General features: G+C 72.7%; 21 protein-coding genes. 3 read left to right on the top strand and 18 right to left on the bottom strand.

From position 1 onward, the window contains the following. Positions 1 to 2: 2 nt before the first annotated feature. From FHX78_RS18505 to FHX78_RS18485, 5 genes are all read right to left on the bottom strand, one after another. Entirely contained in the window at positions 3 to 2,051 is a 2,049-nt protein-coding gene (locus FHX78_RS18505) for a HelD family protein (RefSeq protein ID WP_145868537.1), read from the bottom strand. Positions 2,052 to 2,092: 41 nt separating this feature from the next. Continuing rightward, positions 2,093 to 2,713, bottom strand: a complete 621-nt coding sequence (locus FHX78_RS18500) for a TetR family transcriptional regulator (RefSeq protein WP_145868536.1) — start codon at positions 2,711 to 2,713, stop codon at positions 2,093 to 2,095. Beyond that, entirely contained in the window at positions 2,706 to 3,815 is a 1,110-nt protein-coding gene (locus tag FHX78_RS18495; RefSeq protein WP_145868535.1) for a phosphotransferase, read from the bottom strand. The genes FHX78_RS18500 and FHX78_RS18495 overlap by 8 nt, the downstream gene beginning before the upstream one ends. Before the next feature lie 141 nt (positions 3,816 to 3,956). After that, positions 3,957 to 4,700, bottom strand: a complete 744-nt coding sequence (locus FHX78_RS18490) for an HAD family hydrolase (RefSeq protein ID WP_229923890.1) — start codon at positions 4,698 to 4,700, stop codon at positions 3,957 to 3,959. Next, on the bottom strand, positions 4,700 to 5,581 hold the full coding sequence (locus tag FHX78_RS18485) for a GntR family transcriptional regulator (RefSeq protein WP_145868533.1): 882 nt from the start codon (positions 5,579 to 5,581) through the stop codon (positions 4,700 to 4,702). The genes FHX78_RS18490 and FHX78_RS18485 overlap by 1 nt, the downstream gene beginning before the upstream one ends. Before the next feature lie 155 nt (positions 5,582 to 5,736). Here FHX78_RS18485 and FHX78_RS18480 point away from each other — a divergent pair, with 155 nt between their 5' ends. Beyond that, positions 5,737 to 5,925 carry a hypothetical protein gene (locus tag FHX78_RS18480; RefSeq protein ID WP_145868532.1) on the top strand — a complete coding sequence of 63 codons (189 nt, stop codon included), beginning with the start codon at positions 5,737 to 5,739 and terminating at the stop codon, positions 5,923 to 5,925. Between the two features lie 36 nt (positions 5,926 to 5,961). On the opposite strand, the gene FHX78_RS18475 is transcribed toward FHX78_RS18480, so the two are convergent. Then, positions 5,962 to 6,870 (bottom strand): FadR/GntR family transcriptional regulator, encoded by a 909-nt coding sequence (locus tag FHX78_RS18475; RefSeq protein WP_145868531.1) that lies wholly within the window; start codon positions 6,868 to 6,870, stop codon positions 5,962 to 5,964. A 178-nt stretch (positions 6,871 to 7,048) separates the two neighbouring features. Here FHX78_RS18475 and FHX78_RS18470 point away from each other — a divergent pair, with 178 nt between their 5' ends. Next, positions 7,049 to 7,234, top strand: coding sequence for a hypothetical protein (locus FHX78_RS18470; RefSeq protein WP_145868530.1), 186 nt, complete (start codon positions 7,049 to 7,051; stop codon positions 7,232 to 7,234). A 166-nt stretch (positions 7,235 to 7,400) separates the two neighbouring features. Here FHX78_RS18470 and FHX78_RS18465 read toward each other — a convergent pair whose 3' ends face one another. Further along, complete coding sequence (locus tag FHX78_RS18465; RefSeq protein ID WP_145868529.1) at positions 7,401 to 8,657, bottom strand: GNAT family N-acetyltransferase; 1,257 nt, start codon at positions 8,655 to 8,657, stop codon at positions 7,401 to 7,403. A 66-nt stretch (positions 8,658 to 8,723) separates the two neighbouring features. Beyond that, positions 8,724 to 9,356 (bottom strand): RsiG family protein, encoded by a 633-nt coding sequence (locus tag FHX78_RS18460; protein WP_145868528.1) that lies wholly within the window; start codon positions 9,354 to 9,356, stop codon positions 8,724 to 8,726. Between the two features lie 177 nt (positions 9,357 to 9,533). Between FHX78_RS18460 and dtd the strand changes: the two genes are divergently transcribed. Further along, positions 9,534 to 9,959, top strand: a complete 426-nt coding sequence (dtd, locus tag FHX78_RS18455) for a D-aminoacyl-tRNA deacylase (RefSeq protein ID WP_145868527.1) — start codon at positions 9,534 to 9,536, stop codon at positions 9,957 to 9,959. 6 nt (positions 9,960 to 9,965) lie between these two features. On the opposite strand, the gene ygfZ is transcribed toward dtd, so the two are convergent. The 10 genes from ygfZ to FHX78_RS18405 all read right to left on the bottom strand — a co-directional run bounded on the left by ygfZ (position 9,966) and on the right by FHX78_RS18405 (position 17,993). After that, entirely contained in the window at positions 9,966 to 10,931 is a 966-nt protein-coding gene (ygfZ, locus tag FHX78_RS18450) for a CAF17-like 4Fe-4S cluster assembly/insertion protein YgfZ (protein ID WP_145868526.1), read from the bottom strand. A gap of 9 nt (positions 10,932 to 10,940) precedes the next feature. Next, complete coding sequence (locus FHX78_RS18445) at positions 10,941 to 11,378, bottom strand: Fur family transcriptional regulator (protein WP_145868525.1); 438 nt, start codon at positions 11,376 to 11,378, stop codon at positions 10,941 to 10,943. Positions 11,379 to 11,407: 29 nt separating this feature from the next. Continuing rightward, a complete protein-coding gene (locus FHX78_RS18440) occupies positions 11,408 to 12,061 on the bottom strand; it encodes a restriction endonuclease subunit S (protein ID WP_167531794.1) in 654 nt (217 codons plus the stop codon). Then, entirely contained in the window at positions 12,058 to 13,731 is a 1,674-nt protein-coding gene (locus tag FHX78_RS18435) for an N-6 DNA methylase (protein ID WP_145868523.1), read from the bottom strand. The genes FHX78_RS18440 and FHX78_RS18435 overlap by 4 nt, the downstream gene beginning before the upstream one ends. A 14-nt stretch (positions 13,732 to 13,745) precedes the next feature. Next, positions 13,746 to 14,411, bottom strand: a complete 666-nt coding sequence (locus FHX78_RS18430; protein WP_145868522.1) for a hypothetical protein — start codon at positions 14,409 to 14,411, stop codon at positions 13,746 to 13,748. A gap of 324 nt (positions 14,412 to 14,735) precedes the next feature. Beyond that, entirely contained in the window at positions 14,736 to 15,311 is a 576-nt protein-coding gene (locus FHX78_RS18425) for a heme-binding beta-barrel domain-containing protein (protein WP_145868521.1), read from the bottom strand. 23 nt (positions 15,312 to 15,334) lie between these two features. Further along, entirely contained in the window at positions 15,335 to 15,469 is a 135-nt protein-coding gene (locus FHX78_RS37960; RefSeq protein WP_268257189.1) for a hypothetical protein, read from the bottom strand. A 63-nt stretch (positions 15,470 to 15,532) separates the two neighbouring features. Beyond that, positions 15,533 to 16,408 (bottom strand): hypothetical protein, encoded by an 876-nt coding sequence (locus tag FHX78_RS18415; RefSeq protein ID WP_145868520.1) that lies wholly within the window; start codon positions 16,406 to 16,408, stop codon positions 15,533 to 15,535. Next, positions 16,405 to 17,181 carry a hypothetical protein gene (locus FHX78_RS18410; RefSeq protein ID WP_145868519.1) on the bottom strand — a complete coding sequence of 259 codons (777 nt, stop codon included), beginning with the start codon at positions 17,179 to 17,181 and terminating at the stop codon, positions 16,405 to 16,407. The genes FHX78_RS18415 and FHX78_RS18410 overlap by 4 nt, the downstream gene beginning before the upstream one ends. Beyond that, the gene (locus FHX78_RS18405; RefSeq protein ID WP_189908547.1) at positions 17,178 to 17,993 is read right to left on the bottom strand and encodes a hypothetical protein; all 816 of its coding nucleotides are present in this window, start codon (positions 17,991 to 17,993) and stop codon (positions 17,178 to 17,180) included. The genes FHX78_RS18410 and FHX78_RS18405 overlap by 4 nt, the downstream gene beginning before the upstream one ends. Positions 17,994 to 18,070: the final 77 nt, after the last annotated feature.

Raw genomic sequence — 18,070 nt, 5'->3', positions numbered from 1 at the left:
CCTCAGAACGGCAGGGGCCGCCCGTGCACCACCTCCAGCCGGGACACCGCCCGGGTCAGCACCACGTACAGCCGGTGCAGCCCCCGGGCCTCCGCCTCCGCGATCGCCGCCGGTTCGACGGCCACCACGTGGTCGTACTCCAGGCCCTTGACGAGGCTCGCCGGCACCACGGTGACGCGCGCGCCCGGCTCCTCCGGTCCCGCCGCGTCCACCCCCGCCCCGGTCAGCGCCCGCCGCAGCCGGGGCACGTCCGCGTCCGCCGCGACGACCCCGACGGACCCCTCCCGCGCCGACGCGTCCCGTACGGCGGCCACCACCGCGTCCGGCACCGCGCCCGGCCCGGGGACCTCGCGCAGGCGCAACGCGCCGTCACCGCGCAGCGAACGGGCCGCCGGGACGTCGACGTCCAGGCGTTCCAGGAGCCGGTTGGCGAGGTCGGCCACCGCCCGCGGCACGCGGTATCCGGTGGTCAGCGGGACGACGGCCGCGTCCGGCTTTCCGAGGTGGGCGAGGGCCTCCGGCCACGTGCGGGCCGCCCACGGGGTGGTGCCCTGCGCCAGGTCGCCCAGCACGGTGAGCGAACCGTAGGCGGCCCGGCGGGCGACGGCCCGGCACTCCATCGGGGAGAGGTCCTGGGCCTCGTCGACGACGATGTGGCCGTATCCCGGGGAGTGTTCGAGCAGTCCGGCGACCTCGTCGAGCAGCACGAGGTCGGCGGCCGACCAGCGCGCCGACTTCCAGGACCGCGGCGGCCGGGCCCACAGCAGGGCCTTCTGCTCCTCGGTGTCCAGCACGCCCTCGGCCGCGGCGGACAGCTCCCCCGGGTCGCCGAGCAGCCCCGCCAGCACCTCCTCGGCCCGCACCCGGGGCCAGACGGCGTCGACGTACGCGGACACCGGCCGCGCCCGTTCGATCCGGCGCGTCCAGGCGGTGCCGCGCGGCCCGCCGCGCCGCTCGGCCCGCTCCCGCACCGCGCGCACGATCCGCGCCCGCACCCGCTCCCGCCCGACGTCGTACGGCACCTCCTCGGCCCGTACGTCCGCCACGATCCGCGCCAGTTCCTCCGCCGGGACCCGCCAGCGGGAGGACCCGTCGGGCACGGCGAGGTCCCGCGGACCGCCGTCACCGCCGGCCCGCACGCGCGCGTACAGCGCCCGGCGCAGCACCTCGGCCGTCCGGGCGTCGTGCTTGACGACGGCGGTCCGCTCGTCGTCGGTGCCGGTGACCGGGTGCCGGGCGATCTCCTCGACGAGGGTGGACTGTCGTACGCCGGTCTCGCCGAGGGCGGGCAGGACCTCGGCGATGTAGGAGAGGAAGGTGCGGTTGGGGCCGAGGATGAGCAGTCCGCCGCGCCGGATGCGCTGGGGGTGGGTGTAGAGCAGGTACGCCGCCCGGTGCAGGCCGACGGCGGTCTTGCCGGTGCCGGGGGCGCCCTGCACGCACACGGAGGCGCCCAGGTCGCCGCGGACGAGGTCGTCCTGCTCGGGCTGGATGGTGGCCGCGATGTCCCGCATGGGCCCGACGCGGGGCCGCTCGATCTCCTGGGCGACGATGCCGCTGACCCGCTCCTCGCCCTCCGCCAGGTGCTCGTCCTCCAGTCCGGTCAGGTCGGCGGAGTCGCCCCGGCTGCCGGGCGCCCAGCCGAACCGGCGGCGCACGGCGACGCCCCGCGGCGCGCGGGCGGTGGCCTGGTAGAAGGCGCGGGAGACGGGCGCCCGCCAGTCGACGACCAGGGGCGGGGCGGTGGGGTGCTCGGTGATCCGCAGCCGGCCGATGTGGTAGCTCTGCCCGGCGTGGTCGCCGGTGCCCCGCGCGAAGTCCAGCCGGCCGAAGAACAGGGGGCCCGGGGGGAGTTCGCGCAGTTCCCTGGCCCGGGTGCGCAGCCGGCGGCCGAGGACCTCGGCGTCGGCGCCGGAGGCGGAGACGTCCTCGCCGGTGACGACCTGTTCGTCGGAGCCGTCGGCCATGGCGGCGAGGGCGTCGCGGCAGCGGTCGTGGTGGGCGCGTTCGTGGTCGAGGGCGTGCCGGAGGGCGGGCTCGGGTGACGTCATTCCACCGAGCGTAAACCAAAAAAGCAACCGAGTTACATTTTTTACTCCGGCTCATCGGCCAGGAGCCGGGGCACGGCCTCCGCCAGCACCCCGAACGCCCGCTCCGCCGCCGCCACCGCGTCCCCCCGCACGTCCTCGACCCGCTCCCCCGCCGCGATCCGCCGCCAGTTCTCCTGCGCCAGGATCCGCCGTACGGCGATGATCTGCCCCGCGGCCAGCCGCGCGTCGAGCCCGCCCCCGAGCGCCCCGGCCAGCGCGTCCTCGGACCGCTCCAGATGCCCGTACAGCCGCGCCACCAGCGCCGGCGTGCCGTACAGCAGCGTGTGGAAGGCCAGCACCTCCGGGTCGTCGTTGAGCCCGGTGGCCGGATCGCACCGCTCCAGCCCGTCCAGGAAGTGCCGCCGCAACGCCTCCACGGGCGCCGGGCCCTCACCGGCGACCCGCGCGGCCTCGCCCTCGTGATCGGCGATCCGGTGCAGGACGAGGTCCTCCTTCGCCGGGAAGTACCGGAAGAGCGTCGGCTTGGAGATCTCGGCCGCGGCGGCCACCTCGGCCACGGACACCGCGTCGAAGCCCCGCTCCAGGAAGAGCCGGATCGCGGTGTCCGACAGGGTCCGGTACATCCGCCGCTTCTTGCGCTCCCGCAGCCCGGTCTCACTCATGCGGCGAGCCTACGGTCCCGTCCCCCGCGTGGGTCCGGCGCCAGCGCGCGAGGGCCCCGGCGATCCGGTCCGGGTCCGGCACCGAGGCGAGGCCCAGCGGCACGGCGGCCCCGGCCAGGATCCGGTTCAGCTTCCCTCCCGCACGGTCGAGCCGGTCCCGCCCGGGTCCCGGACCGGAGCCCGGCGACAGGGCCGCGCGGATGACGTCGGTGAACACGGACTGGGCCCTCTTGTAGTCCATGAGCAGCCCCAGATCGTGCCGCCAGCCCCTCGAACCGCCGGGACGGACCTCCTCGACGGTGCTCACCCACCGGCCGGTCAGCTCGCGGGCCTGCGACCGCGGGTACCGCATGAGGTACAGGTGGGTGGCCAGGTCGTACAGCGGGTCGCCGAGCATCGCGAGTTCCCAGTCGATGGTCCACAGCCGCTGCCGGTCGTCGACGACGAAGTTCTCGCGGTGCAGGTCGGCGTGGAGCAGGCAGAAGGGACGTTCCGTCAGGCCCGACACGTGCTTCCTGAGGTTCCGGAAGGCGTCCTCGTCCACGCCCAGGTCCGCGAAGAGCCGCCCGAACGTCTCCAGGTTCGCCCGGTAGACGTTCTCCTCGGTGAAGCAGACCAGCCGCTCCAGGAACCCGTTGGTGTCACCGGACTCGGGACGGTCCCTGGCCTCGCAGCGCCGCTTGACGACGAGGGTCTCCGGCGTCACCCCGGCCAGCTCGCGGAAGAGGCCGACGACCTGCCGGAGCAGCGGGCCGGGGACGGACAGCCCCGATGCGCGCAGCGCGCCCAGCGTCCGGCCCTCGACGAACCGCTGCAGGCGCAGTCCGCCGAACTCCGTGACGCCCGGGATGCCGGTGATCCGCCCGCTCAGCGCGTCCAGGAGCTGTTCCTCCGAGTCGAAGCACCGCCGGTCGAACCAGAGCAGACCGGCGCGCGGCTCCCGGCACTTCCACCGGACGGCCACGGCCGCTCCCGCCTCGCCGGGCAGGGGGAAGACGTACGTCTCGTGGTGGTAGCCCTGGAGCGGTCCCTCGACCACGCTCGGATCCCCGCACGCCGCGACCGCGTGCCGCCGGGCGGGGGAAGGTGTTTCGGGTGGCATGGCCCGTGTCTCTCGTGCTGGACCCCTCCGCGGGGTACGGAAGTGGCAGTACGGTACTCCCGCCACCGCCGCACTCCGTGCGCGACGCCGTCTCCCCGCCGGACCCGCCCCACCGACGGCGCAGCGCCGCGCGGCCGGCCCTCAGCGGCGGACCAGCCGCAGCACCGGCTCCAGTGAGTCCACGACCACCGTGGCGCCCGCGTCGCGCAGCAGCTCGCCCTTGCGTTCGGTGCGGGCGTAGCCGAGGAACGGGACGCCGGCCGCCCGGGCGGCGAGCAGGTCGGACGGGGTGTCGCCGATCATCAGCGCGGTCGCCGGCGCGGCGCCCATGGCGTTCAGGGCCCGGTTGACGCAGTGCGGGTCGGGTTTGAGGCGGTTCAGTTCCTGGGTGCGGCCGTATATGTGGGGGGCGAAGCAGGGGGCGAGGCCCCGGGAGTCCAGGTAGGCGCGCACGACGCGCGGGGAGTTGTTGGTCGCGACGGCGAGCCGGGAGCCCACCGCGGTCCAGGTGCGGATCAGCGGGTCCGCGTACGGGGTGGGCATCGCCGAGGCGGTGGCCCGCAGCTCCTCGTGGGTGAGGCGTTGTTCCAGCTCCGCGACGAGGTCGCTGCCGGGGTGCCGGCGGTCGAGGGCACGCAGGACCACCTGCGGGTCCGGGGACTCGCGTTCGGTGTCCGTGAGCAGGCCGTGCAGGCCGTGCCCCTCGAGCCAGGACACCAGGTCGTCGGCCACCCGCTCCGCCGAGTGCCCGGCGAACAGGCGGCAGACGGGCCCGTCGAAGTCCCACAGCACGACGCGGGAGCCCTTGACCAGCTTGCGCAGTGCGTCCAGTTCCGTCTCGCTCCCGGCCCTCACCGGACCGGTCCGCGTCGTCTCAGAGGTCACTAGGAGAGTGTCAGGTCCGTCGTGATGGTTTCCCAGAGGGCGTCGAACCACTTCTGGGATTCCTCCACGAACGCCTGGTCCCGCCGCCCGGACCGCTTGAGGAAGGAGAAGAGCAGGGAGTGGGAGCCCAGCGCGTCGTACATCTCCAGGGTGCGGCTCTCCCACTCCTCCTCGCGCCGGGTGAGCATGTAGTAGCCCATCAGCGCCTCCTCCCCGTTGAGCAGGTACAGCTTCACCGGCGGGGTGAAGGGCAGGGCGCGGAACGTCACGTGGACGTCGATGCCGTGCGTGGCGCGCAGGGCCTGGAGGTTGTGCTGGAGCACGCGGGCCTGGGCGTTGCGCATCGCCAGCCAGCGGTCGTGGACCGGGTTGTCGGTGCCGTCGCCCTCCTGGACGGGCACCGGGAAGGCGAGGTCGATGTCCCGGGAGGGCAGCATGACGCGGACGTCGACGGACTCGGGGCGGATGCGGCCCTCGTGGATGTGGCGCACGGGCTCGCTGAGCGCCAGCATGAGGCTCTCGGCCGTCAGGCAGACCGCGTCGATCCGCACCCTCGGCGGTGCGAACGCCTCCGTCAGCCGGGGCGCGAGGCCCACCATCGTCGGCTGGGGCTCCTCCCGCGCGGGAGCCGGTTCGGCGATCCGCGGCGGACTGCCCTTGCTGACGTTGCTGAGCAGACCGTCCTCCTGGAGGGCCCGCAGGGCCTGGCGGACGGTGCCGCGCTCCACGCCGAACTCCTCGGCCAGTTCGGCCTGCGTGGGCAGCCGGTCGCCCGCCTTGAGCTCGCCGCTCCGGATGCGTTCCCGCAGGATGTCGGCGATCTCCTGGGGCGAGAGCCTGCCGCTGCCGTTCACTGACACGTTCTCCTGGGTCACGACCAAACGCTACAACTTTGGTCCATCTAAGGGGAGTTGCTTGAAAGTTGTTTATTCATAGTAGCCAAGTGGGGACAACTTAAACAGAGTTGGTTGCCAACTTGGCCAAGTTGGCAGGAGATACGGCTCCACCGCGCACGTCGGACCGAAGGAGGAACACCATGCCCGCCCTCGCCCTGATCTCCGCCGTCCTCGTCATCACCGTCGAGCAGCTCGTCCAGTGGCAGTACGGCGCGGCCGGCCTCCTCGGCCTGCTGTTGCTCACCATAGGAGTCAGGGCCAACAGCCCCGGCTTCAGCTCCGCCGGGGCCGTGCTGCTCGCGCTGCTGGTCGCGCGGCCGGCCCTGTGAGGAGCCACCCGGTCACCCGGGCCCCCGAGGGAGGCGTCAGCCCGTGAGCACCAGCTCCGAACTGATCGTCTCCCACAGCGCGTCGAACCACCGGCGGGACTGCTCCACGAACGCGGTGTCCCGCGGGCCGGTCCCCCGCTCGAACGCGAACAGCATGGACCGGATGCCCTGGGCGTCGTACGTCTCCAGGTTCTCCTGGCCGATCTGCGTCTCGCCGCGGACCACCGTGTAGTAGGCGAACAGCGCCTCCACGCCGTTGAGCAGGTACAGCTTCACCGGCGGGGTGAAGGGCAGCGCCCGGAAGGAGACCCGCACGTCGATGCCGTGCGTGGCACGCAGGGCGAGCAGGTTGTGCCGGAGCACCTGCCCCTGGGCGTTGCGCATCGACAGCCACCGCTCGTGGACCGGGCCGTCCGTCCCGCCGCGCCCCTCGACCGGGGTGGGGAAGGCCAGGTCGATGTTCCGGCTGGGCAGCAGCACCCGCACGTCGACCTTGGCCGGTTTCCGCCGCCCCGCGTGGATCTGGCGCAGCGGCTCCCCGATGGCCAGGGTGAGGGAGACCGCGGTCAGGCAGACGGCGTCGATCCGCACGTGCTCGGCCGCGAAGGCGGCGGCGATCCGCGGGGCGAGGGCCGCCGTGGTGGGCAGCGGAGGTGCCGCGGGGCCGGTCAGCGCCCTGTCGGGGTCGTCGGCGACGGTGGCCGGCACCCCCTTGGAGACGTTGGTGAGCAACTGCTCCGCCTGCAGCACGCGCAGCGCCTGGCGGACCGCGGGCCGCTCCACGCCGAACTCGGCGGCGAGCTGGGCCTGGGTGGGCATGCGCTGACCCGGCCGCAGCGCCCCGGACCTGATCCGCGCGCGCAGTTCGTCGGCCACCTCACGATGTGTTGTCCGTGGCCGCTGTGACTTCTTCCGCCCCGTGACGGAGGCGTGTTCCGGGTCCACAGCCGCACACTACAACTTCCCGCCATCTTCGGGCAGTTCAACGGCAGGTGGTTATAAGCCTCTTCCAAGTGGAGATAACTAAAGACAAGTTGGTCGCCAACTTGCGCAACCTGGTTGATCTCCTGGGGGGTTGGCCGCCAGGGTGGCAGGAGGTGACCACGACACAAGGGGGACCGTCATGCCGTTCGTCGCCGTCGTCGTCGCAGCACTGGCCATCGGGTTCGAGCAGCTCGTCCAGTGGAAGTACGGGCCGATGGGGATCATCGCCTTCGTCGCCCTCACCGTGGGCATCAAGGCGCGGAACACCGTGATCGGCGGCATCGGCGCGGTCATCCTCGTGATGCTGCTCGCCCAGTCCGGCTGACAGCACACCGCAGACCGCCGGCCGGGCTCCCCTCCGGAGGGGAGCCGGGAGCCCGTCGGCAGGCACCACCCGCACAACAACCACAACCGAACAGCTCGCTACGGATGAGCGCTCACCCGTCGTCGGCGGAAGGAGACAGACAGCAGGAGCGCGAGAGCGACAGCGCTCAGAACAGGTCCGGGCACCACGGTCGCCTGGACGTACGCAGCAGGGCGTCGGCCTGACGGGCGGCGCCCGCTCGTTCTTCCCGCACCCGGCCCAGCGCCGCCAGCCGCACCGCGGACTCGTCCCCCAGCCACAGCGCCGCCAACTCCACGACGTCCAGCGTGAGATCGGCGCTCCCGGTGGTCGGCACACACGACCCGGCCCCGTCCGCCGACGCCTCCAGCCGGTACCGCCCGCCGGCCGGCCCGCCACGGTCGACGACCTCCAGCACCAGCGACCCCGCCACCCCGTACGTCCGCGCCTCCATGGCCCGTACGACATCCAGGATCCGCACCCACAGCCAGTCCGCGTGCGTGGTGACGGCGGCGGCCCGCGGGTCCGGCAGGAAGTGCGGGAGCAGGTCGTCGGGGGCGCGCCAGCCGCTCTTCACCCGCACCACCCAGTCGATGGAACACAGGTAGTGCCACAGCGCGCGCTCCGCGGCCGGGGTCACCCCGATCAGCCACTTCACCCGCGCCGTGTTCAACGGCTGCTTGGCGTCGCCCCAGTGGTCGTCCGCCGTGTAGGCGGCCATGCCCTCGACCTCGCCCCCGGCCGACCGGTACACCACGTAGTACGGCTCCTGGAACGTCGGGTGGAAACGCACCGCCCCCGTGGTGATCCGCCACCACAGATCGTCCCGGCTGACCGCCCCCGGCTGCGCCCGGCGCAGCCGCTCGTGCAGGTCGGGCCCCAGCTTGCGGACCTCCTCCCCGTCCACCAGGTCGACGCGGCCGCCGTCCTCCGGGCCCGCCCAGCGCGGGTCGAGACCGGTGCGCGGCACGTCGATGGTCCACTCGGTCGTCGAGGTGGCCGGGCCGAAGCCGTAGCGGCCGTAGATCGGGTACTCCGCGGCGATCAGCGTCGCGACGACGTCCCCGCGCTCCTTCGCGGCCGCCAGGTCCCGCGCCATCATGCGGGTCAGCAGGCCGCGGCGGCGGTGGGTGGCGGTGACGGTGACGTTGGAGACGGCGTCGGCGGGCACGCTCGCGCCGCCGACCACGGTCAGCTCCTGCGCGAAGGAACGGAACGTGGCGACACAGCGCCCGCCGTCGAAGGCCCCGATCGACCGGCCGGGCGTGAACTGCGCCCGGCGCGCGTCGACGATCTCCTCGTCGGACGTGGGCTCCCGCAGGAACCCGGTGTTGAGGGCGCGGTTCCAGTCGGCGAACTCGGTCCCGTCGATCGGGCGTACTTCGATGTCGGCTCGGGAGGTCATGGGCTCACGGTAGGGCGGGCGCGCGACGGGTGTCGAAGAGGTTTCCCCGGCCCCGCCCGCCCCGGCTCACCCGAGCAGGTCGTCGACCTGCGCCTCCCCCTCGCGGTACCGGCGCGCGATCTCCGCGCTGCACTCGTCGGCCGTACGCTGCAACCGCTGCCGCCGCCGCGAGACCTGCTGCTCGTACCGCACCAGCCGGCCCATCGCGGCGTTCAGCTCCGCGTCCGTGCGCGCCCCCAGGTCGGACAGCTCCACCTCGGCGAGCGCCTCGGCCGCCAGCCGCCGGTACTCCTCGCCGCGCGGCGTCCCCAGTGTCACGTGGCGGGCGGAGGAGCGGTGCCGGGCCGGGCCGTCCCGCAGGATCTCCGACAGCCGCTCCACGACCGACACCGCCCCCGGCGCGACGACCGAGGGCACACAGCCCGGCACGCGCCGGGCCAGCTCCGCCCGCAGGATGTCGATCCGCCCCTGGAGCAGCCGCCGCACATAGCTGAGGTCCGCCTCGTCCCGCTGCGCCTCCCGCCGCACCCGCCGCAGCTCGGGCAGGCCGAGCACGGTCAGATCGGCCCCCGGCCCGTCCTCGGGCAGCACCGGACTGTCGGTGCGCTGTGTGGGCGGCCGGTGGAACTCGCGCTCCCCGATTCCCGCCTGGGTCAACGGAACAGCCGCAGGCGGCTGCCCCACTCCCGGTGTGCTCATGTGCCTCAACCGTCCCCTCGACCGGCATGTGCCAGCATCGTGCCACCCCAAGCGGCCGCTATGTGAGCGAGTGTCCCCGATCCGCCCCAGATGGGCCCTAAGGAGTAAAAATAGCCCGAGCGGGGGACCTCGTGGGCCGCCGTCGGTCGGCTGTTCCCCGACCGGCATCATGGTCGTATGCGTGCGGTGGTGCAGAGGGTCGACGGCGCGAGCGTCGTCGTGGACGGCGAGACGGTGGGGGCGATCGAGGGCGAGGGACTGTGCGTCCTCGTCGGCGTCACCCACGAGGACACCAAGGAGAAGGCGGCCCGGCTCGCCCGCAAGCTCTGGTCGGTGCGGATGCTGCACGACGAGAAGTCGTGCAGCGACACCGGCGCACCGCTGCTGGTGATCAGCCAGTTCACCCTTTACGGCGACGCCCGCAAGGGCCGCCGTCCCACCTGGAACGCCGCCGCCCCCGGTGACCTCGCCGAACCGCTGGTCGACGAGGTGGTCGCCCAGCTGCGCGCCCTGGGCGCGACGGTGGCGACGGGCCGCTTCGGCGCGGCCATGCGGGTGTCGCTGACCAACGACGGCCCGTTCACCGTCCTGCTGGAGATCTGAGCCCGCTCAGGGCTCGACGACGGTCTCCTGCGCCGCCGCGGTCTCCCCGGCGACCAGACGGGCGTCCACCGGCACGTTGCGCTTCACCAGCGCGAGCGCGACCGGCCCCAGCTCGAAGTGGCGCGCGGACGTCGTGACGAACCCGACCTTGCGCCCGTCCGGGCCGTCGTCCGCGAGCCGGATCTCCGTCCCCGGCGTCGGCAGGTGGACCTCGCTGCCGTCCAGGTGCAGGAAGACCAGCCGGCGCGGCGGCTTGCCCAGGTTCTGCACCCGGGCGACCGTCTCCTGGCCCCGGTAGCAGCCCTTCTGCAGGTGCACCGCGCCGCCGATCCAGCCCAGCTCGTGCGGGATGGTGCGGTGGTCGGTCTCGAAGCCGAGCCGCGGCCGGTGCTGCTCGACCCGCAGCGCCTCGAGCGCGAGGATCCCGGCGGCCGGCCCCGTCTTCTCCGCGTACGCCTCCAGGTCGCCCCGGGGCAGGAACAGATCACGGCCGTACGGCGTCTCGCGCACCACGACGCCCTCCGGCACCTCCGCGATCGACCCGGCCGGCAGGTGCACCACGGCGGTGTCGGCGGTGCGGTCGGCGACCTCGACCCGGTAGAAGAACTTCATGGACTCCAGGTAGGCGATCAGCGCCTCCCGGGTGCCGGGCTCGACGTGCGCCCACACCGTCTCCCCGTCGTCGACGAGGTAGAGCGCGTGCTCGATGTGCCCGTTGGCGGAGAGGATCAGGGCCTCGGTGGCCTGGTGCGGCGGGAGGTCGCTGACGTGCTGGGTGAGCAGCAGGTGCAGCCAGCCGAGCCGCTCGGGCCCGGAGACGGTGACGACCCCGCGGTGGGACAGGTCGACGAAACCGGTGCCGTCGGCGAGGGTGCGCTGCTCGCGGAACAGATCGCCGTAGTGGGCGGCCACGCCTTCGTCCACGCCCTCGGCGGGGACGGCGCCGGGCAGGGTCAGCAGAGGGCTCTTCATACGACCAGCCTACGACTCGGTAGTTGAAGCCTTCAGGGAACAGTCCCGGCACCTGCCGAAGATCGCGAAGTGCTTCATGTCGGTGTCGAAGCCGAAGGAGTCCCGCAGCTTGGCCGTGAACTCGGCGGCCACCTCCACGTCCGCCTCGATGACCTCGGTGCAGTCACGGCAGACCAGGTGCAGATGGTGGTGCCGGTCGGCGAGGTGGTACGTCGGGGCGCCGTGCCCGAGATGGGCGTGCGAGACCAGCCCGAGCTCCTCCAGGAGCTCCAGCGTGCGGTACACGGTGGAAATGTTGACCCCCGACGCCGTCTTCCTCACTTCGCCGAGGATGGCGTCGGGGGTCGCGTGCTCCAGGGTGTCCACGGCTTCGAGCACGAGTTGGCGCTGCGGCGTCAGCCGGTAGCCGCGCTGCCTGAGGTCGCTCTTCCAGTCGGTGCTCACCACACCTCGAGTCTAAGGCGGAGCGGACCGGATCACGGCTCGGTGGGCAGAACGCCTGTCATCAAGGCGTCGGCGAGCACGCTGCGGTAGTCGCGGGTGACGCGGGCGATCTCGGTATGGGCCCTGATCTTGGCATCGAGGGCGGCGAGCGTGGCGCCAATGGCCTCCTGCTCCGCGGCCGGCGGCACGAGGACGGGCAGCTCGCCCAGAGTGCGGAGGCTGAGTGACGGGATGACCGAGCCGGCCGTGCGAGCCGTGATCCAGTCCTGTGCGGCCGTCGCGCTCAGATAGGCCACGAGATACGTGGCCGACACCTGCCGCGCCTCGGGCAGCCTGATGCGCACCAGGTTGGGGTGGAACAGCCAGCCCGCATGCTCTCCGGTGACCAGCGCACAGCGCCCCACTGTGCCGGTCCTGGTGAGGAGGATGTCCCCTTCGGCCAACTCGTACTTCACCAGTGTCCGTGCCCCGTCCGGGGGGATCGCGGGGACGTGCGCGGCTTCCCCGGTGAGGATCCGCTGTCCCTGGAGGTCCCGGGGCAGCACGAGCGGGGCCCCTCCGTCGGCCCATGTGCGTCCCCGGTCCTCGGCCCGCCGGGCCGGCCCGGTCTGCAGGGACGCGCAGAGGTCCCGCAGGGGGGCGCACGACCAGCCCGCCGGCGGCACGAACGCGTCGGTCGACGTCACAGGCCGTACCTCCTCAGTCGGCGGCCCGCCTCGGCGTCGGCGGCTTCCGCCCGCGCCTGCAGGGTCGCGATCTCCTCGGCCAGTCCGGCCAGCCGGTTCCTGATCTCCAGGGGACCGGCCGCACGAGCGGCCGCCGACGAGCCGGGCGGCCCGACGTACACATGGGGATCCAGACTGTGCCCCCGGCCGATACCCGACACCGGCACCGCCCTGCTCAGTCCGGGGGTGCCGGGGAAACGGTGTCCGGTCGCCCTGACCTCGTTCCAGGTCACGTACTCCCCCACCAGCCGCACGATGTCGCCGTCGGTCAGAGCCCACTGGGTCCGGGAGAGGCGTCGCCCCAGCCCTTCGCCCGCCACGAACAGCACCTCGGGATCATCCGTCCCCTTCTCGGGCCCCGGGGCTCTGAGGAACCAGATCTGCGTCTTCACGCTGGTCAGGGTGAAGAGCCCGGCGGGGAGCCCGATGACGCACTCCACAGCGCCGGCCTCGATCAGTCCCGCCCGGACCGTCTCGGCGGCGCCGGCGTTGAAGGAGGCCCCGGCCGGCATCAGCACGGCGGCCCGGCCTCCGGGAGCGAGCCGCGAAACGGCGTACTGCACCCAGTCGAACTCGGTCCGGCGTGCGGGGCCGTGGATCCAGTACGGAGGAGGGGGCACGTCCTCCACACGCCGGCCGAAGGGCGGGTTGGTCAAGATCACGTCGAAGGCACCGGGGGGATCCGCGGAGGGGGAGAGCGCCGGGGTGAACGGGCCTTCACCGAGCCGCAGGGTCAGACCGTGGTGCACCCGCATGTTCATCTCGGCCACATGCCGTTCCAGGGCATCGGGCACCCGGCCCCCGACCCGGCTCGTCGCGTCGCCCTTCCGTTCGGCCATCGCGTCCAAGTACGCGACGAGCAGTTCTCCGGTGCGACTGTACGGATCGTGCACCCGCGTGGCTCCGGGCCGTACGGCGGCCAGCGCCCGGGCCATGACGCGGCTCACGGAGGGCGGGGTGAAGAACGCACCGCCCTCGCGTGCGTGCGCGGCCCGCCACAGCACCAGCACGTGCTCGAACGCCGCACGCCCCTCCTCCTCGGACCCCGCGGAGAGCAGCCGGAGCCGCCCCGCGAGCTCGGCCAGCAGAGTGCGCGGAACCGTTTTCTCCGGCGGGTTGTACCGGCGTACGATGCCGCGCCAGTCGTCCACGGCCTCGGCCGGCCCGCTGTCCGGTTCCACGACGCGGAGGTGGACGAGGTACAGCAACCACAGGAGATAGCGGTCCAGCGGCATCGGGCCCCGCAACCGATCCGCCTCCGGCCCCGCGAGCCGCTCCACCGCCCGGAGCAGCTCCCCCGCGGTGCCTCCGGTCAGCCCGGCTCGGAACCGGTCACCGTAGGTGGTGCCCGACGGCTCCCCCGGACGCAGGGCGTTCGAGGCGACGGTACGTCTCGCGAGCCAGGAGGACACCTCGTCGGCACGGAACCGTTCGACCTCGGCACCGGCCGCCCCGTCGCTTCCGGCACCAGCGGTCACGGGCCGGGGAAAGTCCGGGTGGCGACGCTCCCAGTTGCTGACGGCCGGGCGCCTGACTCCCGCGAGCCGGGCGATGTCGGACCGCGTCACCAGCACATCGGCGAACTCTGCGCCGACGCCCGTTCCGGACCGCCGCGCGTCGAACTCCGTCACAGCGCTTCCCTCCCTCAGAAACGCGGCGGCCGGGCGCCGCTCAGGACGTCCGCCCGACCGGCGAGCACGTCCGGGAACCGGTCCATCGTCCGGGTCTCCTCGGCCAGCTCGGGACTCAGGTACCCGAGCACCCGGCAGATGGTGTCATGGTCGGCGGCCAGGTGCCTGTGATGGACCGGCTCGTGGTGCATGACCCGGTTGCGCAGCAGGACGAGTGAGGTCAGCTCGCGATAGAGGCGATCGCGGCGTCCCTGGTAGTGCGGAAACGCCGCGTGCAGGACGGGAACCCAGAAGTGCCGGTCGTAACCCGAGCCGTGGCTGAGCAGGGAGACCCAGAAGCCGAAGGACAGCTCCGCCACCAGGTCGTCCGGTGTGATCCGCCTCAGGCGTCGGCCGCAGGAGCGGCGAGCGTCGTTCACGAGCCGCTGTCCACGGTCGTTCAACGGCGCCACCGTCCACCAGTCCGGTCTGCCGTAATGCCGCGCGAGTGCGGTGTGCAGTGCGTTGCGCAGGGCGAGTTCGAGGCAGTGCAGGGAGCCGAACAGGGCGGACGACACCTCGACGTTCCACCAGTAGAGACGTTCGGCTGCCCGAGCGTCGCCGTGCGCGGCCCGGATGTACCGCCGCAGTCGCGGCAGGGACAGGTCGCGCAGCATCCATGCGGGCAGGCGGTTGGTCATGTTTCCCCCAGCACCTCTCAGGGTGCGCTGTGCTACCGTGGTCAGTGAACGTTCTGGGCTCGCCTCTGCATGCAAGCCACCCAGAACACAGCCTCCGGAGCCCCGGTCGCAGGCACGTTGCGACCGGGGCTCCGCGCGTTCGCGAAGCCTCGAAGGCGCTCCCCGAAGACACCGCAACTGTAGCCACACACCCCTGCACTCGCAAGCGCATTGCGCTGCAATGCTTTTTGTTAATGCCTCGCGGGGTTCACACATCCCCTGCGGCCCCCACGCACGACGTCCCCCGGGCCGAGGTGGCCCGGGGGACGTCTGGAAGCCGTGTGCCTACTTGAAGAAGGCGATCCCGTCGTCCGGCATGTCGTCGGGCAGGGCCTTGGCCCAGCGCTCGACCTCCTCGGGGGTGACGACCTTCTTCAGGTGCGCCGACATGTAGGGGCGCAGCTCGACCTCGGGGGTCTGCTTCTCGCCGACCCACATCAGGTCGCTCTTGACGTAGCCGTACAGCCGCTTGCCGCCGCTGTAGGGCTGGGAGGCGGCGGTGCGCGCCACCGCGTCGGTGACCAGGTCGATCTGCGGCTTGCCCTCGGCCAGCTCGCCGTACCAGATCTCGATGACGCCGTCGTCGCGGGTCATCGTCACCTCGACCTTGCGGTCGGCGTTGATCCGCCAGAAGCCGTGTTCGGACTCCAGCGGGCGGACCTTGTTGCCGTCGCCGTCCAGCACCCAGGTGCGGGAGGCGTACTCCAGGAAGTCCCGGCCGTCGTGGGTGAAGGTGACCTCCTGGCCGAAGTTGCACTTCTCGGCGCCGGGGAAGTCGTGCACGCCCGCGCCCGCCCAGTTGCCGAGCAGGAAGGCGAGCGGGAGGAGGTCCTTGTGCAGGTCGGACGGAATCTCGATCATGGGGGAACTTCCTAAGCCGTGGATCAGCGCTGGCCCTGGAACAGCTTCTTCACGGTCAGCCCCGCGAAGGCGAGAACGCCGACGGCGACCAGGACCAGCAGGACTTCGAAGAAGACGATCACGGGGTGCTCCTTGAGCGGGAGTGCGGTGGTGTGCACAGGGCCGGCCCCAGCTTACGCGGCCGGGGCCGGCCCCCGTCGTGCGAGGTGTGCCTGACGCGCTCAGCCCAGCAGCTGGCTCTGCAGCACCACCGTCTGCCGGAACGGCACGGCGGGCGCCGTCCCCTTCCGGGACTGCAGCACCACGGCGAGGACGTCACCGGCGGCCAGGTAGGCCTGACGGTCCTGCTCGGCGGCGTACGGCTCGTTCTCGACGTAGGCCCTGCGCTGGACGCCGGCGACGGCCGACTGGTCCGGGAAGGTCTCGTCGGGGCCGACGACCGCGGCGCCCCGGACGGGGTGGGAGGGGGCGCTGAACGGGAAGAGGGGGCGGAAGAAGGTGTCCTCCACCACGGCCGCGGTGTCGAACTGCAGCAGGTAGACCCGGGTCCGGGTGCCGTCCGCCGTGGTCCACCCGCGGGCGGCGATGTGCCGCAGTCCGCCGTCCACGAGCTGCTGCCGGAACTGGTCCCGGTCCTCCTTCGCCGCGTACTCCTTGAGGAAGACCTCCGTCTCCAGCCAGCCGTCCGCGCCGCGCAGCGCCTTGTCCTCCCTGGCCCCCCGCGGGGCGGGCAGCAGGAGGGCGCGCAGGTCGGCGTGGTGGGTGCCGGCCGGGTTGGACTCGGCCTGCGGCCCGGGGCTGCCGGACGGCAGGGGCGGCTTGGTCAGCGGCGGGTACTCCCACCGCCCGTCGGACGCGGTGGCCAGGCCGGGTACGTCCGTCCGCTCCATCCCGGTGATGCCGTACGCGGCGCCCGCGCCGACGGCCGCGAAGACGACGACGGCCGCGGTCCAGCGCAGCACGGCCCGCAGCACCCGGCGGTCCCTCGGCCCGGACGGCCCCGGGACGGCGGGCGGCTGCTCGGGCACGGGCGGGCCCGGGACGGCCGGCGGGTGCTCGGGCGGGGCGGGCAGGGCGGTCTGCTGCTGCTCGGTCATACGGCCTTCCCCGGTTCGGCGATGCGGTCGAGCTGCTCACCGAGCAGTACGGCGACACCCTTGGTGTCGAGGGGCGCCACCCCGTCGGCGGTGACGGTGACCAGGACGTCTCCCACGTACGCGGAGCAGAACATGGTGTCGAGGGTCTGCTCGTCGTCCTTGGGCGGCAGGTAGCAGTCGGCGTCCTCGTGGCCCTCGATCTCGGGACCGTCGCGGAAGATGTCGAGGGAGTCGAGAAACTCGCTCTGGAACCGTGCGAGGTCCCGCACGGCGTCCCGGTTGTCCATCTGGGCGAGCACGATGCCCACCGTGTAGACGTCCTCCTCCTGGTAGACGCTGGCCGATCCGCTGACGTAGCTGCGCATCGCCATGCCCGTGATGCGCCGCCGGTCGATCTCCCGCTCCAGCCGCTTGCGCTCGGAGCGCGGCAGATCGCGCAGCGACTCCTTCTGCAGTTCCGTGGCCCGGGCGCCGCTGAGCCGCGCGTCCGAGCCGAACTCGCCGAAGTCCGGCCCCCGCAGCGAGTTGTCGTACCCGTACGGCACGAGCATGCCCGCGAGGCCCTCCGGCGCGGGCGGCTTCTCGGTGCCGGCCGACGCCTTGGGGAACTTCCAGGACGCGGCTCCCGCGTCCCGGTCGGCGCCGTTCACCGTCACGGCGGTGACGCCGACGCCCGCGACGACGGCACCGGCCAGCAGCAGGGAACCGGCGACGGCGGCGATACGGCGGCCACGCCGCGCGGGCGCCACCGGCTCGTTGGGTGTCTCGCTCACAGCCGCTCCATCTGCCGCTCGGCCAAGCTCATGATCATTTTCTTGGGTACGGGCTTGGTCCCGTACACGTAGATCTCCATGACGACGTCCCCGCGGGCGGCGTGCGCCTCCGCGCCGTACAGGGGCAGATAGCCGTCCTCGGTCTCCGGTTCGGCCAGCACGTACGCCCGGCCCTCGCCGGTGCCGGGTATCGGCCAGCTGTCGTGGCGCTCCTGCTCGGGCCAGTACTGCCCTTCGAGGGCGACCTCGGCCGCCGAGGCGGCCTCCTCCTGGCGGTACTGCACGAGGCAGATGTCCACGCTGTAGTCGTCGCCGACCTCCCAGCCGGTCACGGCCGCCCGGCGGAACCGGTCCTGCACGAGCTCGCCGAACGCCACATCGGGCTTCTCGAAGCGGTCGGCGTAGGCGGCCAGGTCCAGCCACCCGTCGGAGCCCTCGGTCCGCTTCGCCCCGCGCGGCTTGTCGAGCAGCAGCTCGCGCAGGTCGCCCTCGGTCTTCACACGCCGGTCCTGCGCCGCCGACAGCGGCGCGGGGCCCTCGCCCTTCGCCTGGGGCAGCACCGGCTGCGACAGCGGAGGCAACGGGGTGGGCTCACGGTCGGCCTGCACGAGGTATCCGGTACAGGTACCGGCGACCAGCCCCAGCACGGCGGCCGCGCAGATCAGCGCGACCGTGCGCCCCCGCCGGCGCTTCGCGGGCAGGTCGGGCGCGACCGGCTCGGCATCCGGCGTATCGGACGGTTCCGGAGCGTCCGGAGCGTCCGGAGTATCCAGGGCGTCCGGGGCGTCGGCTGTCTCTTCGGGTTGTTCCAAGACGTCCCCCCACAGAATATGAAGCGCGTATTCCGTCTACGCGCGCACAGGAGACCCACAGCCGTCGACCGAAGTTG

The sequence above is a fragment of the Streptomyces capillispiralis genome (assembly GCF_007829875.1).
Lineage (GTDB): Bacteria > Actinomycetota > Actinomycetes > Streptomycetales > Streptomycetaceae > Streptomyces > Streptomyces capillispiralis.
Note: the sequence above shows the minus strand (reverse complement) of the source record. Positions and strands in the feature narration are given on the sequence as shown.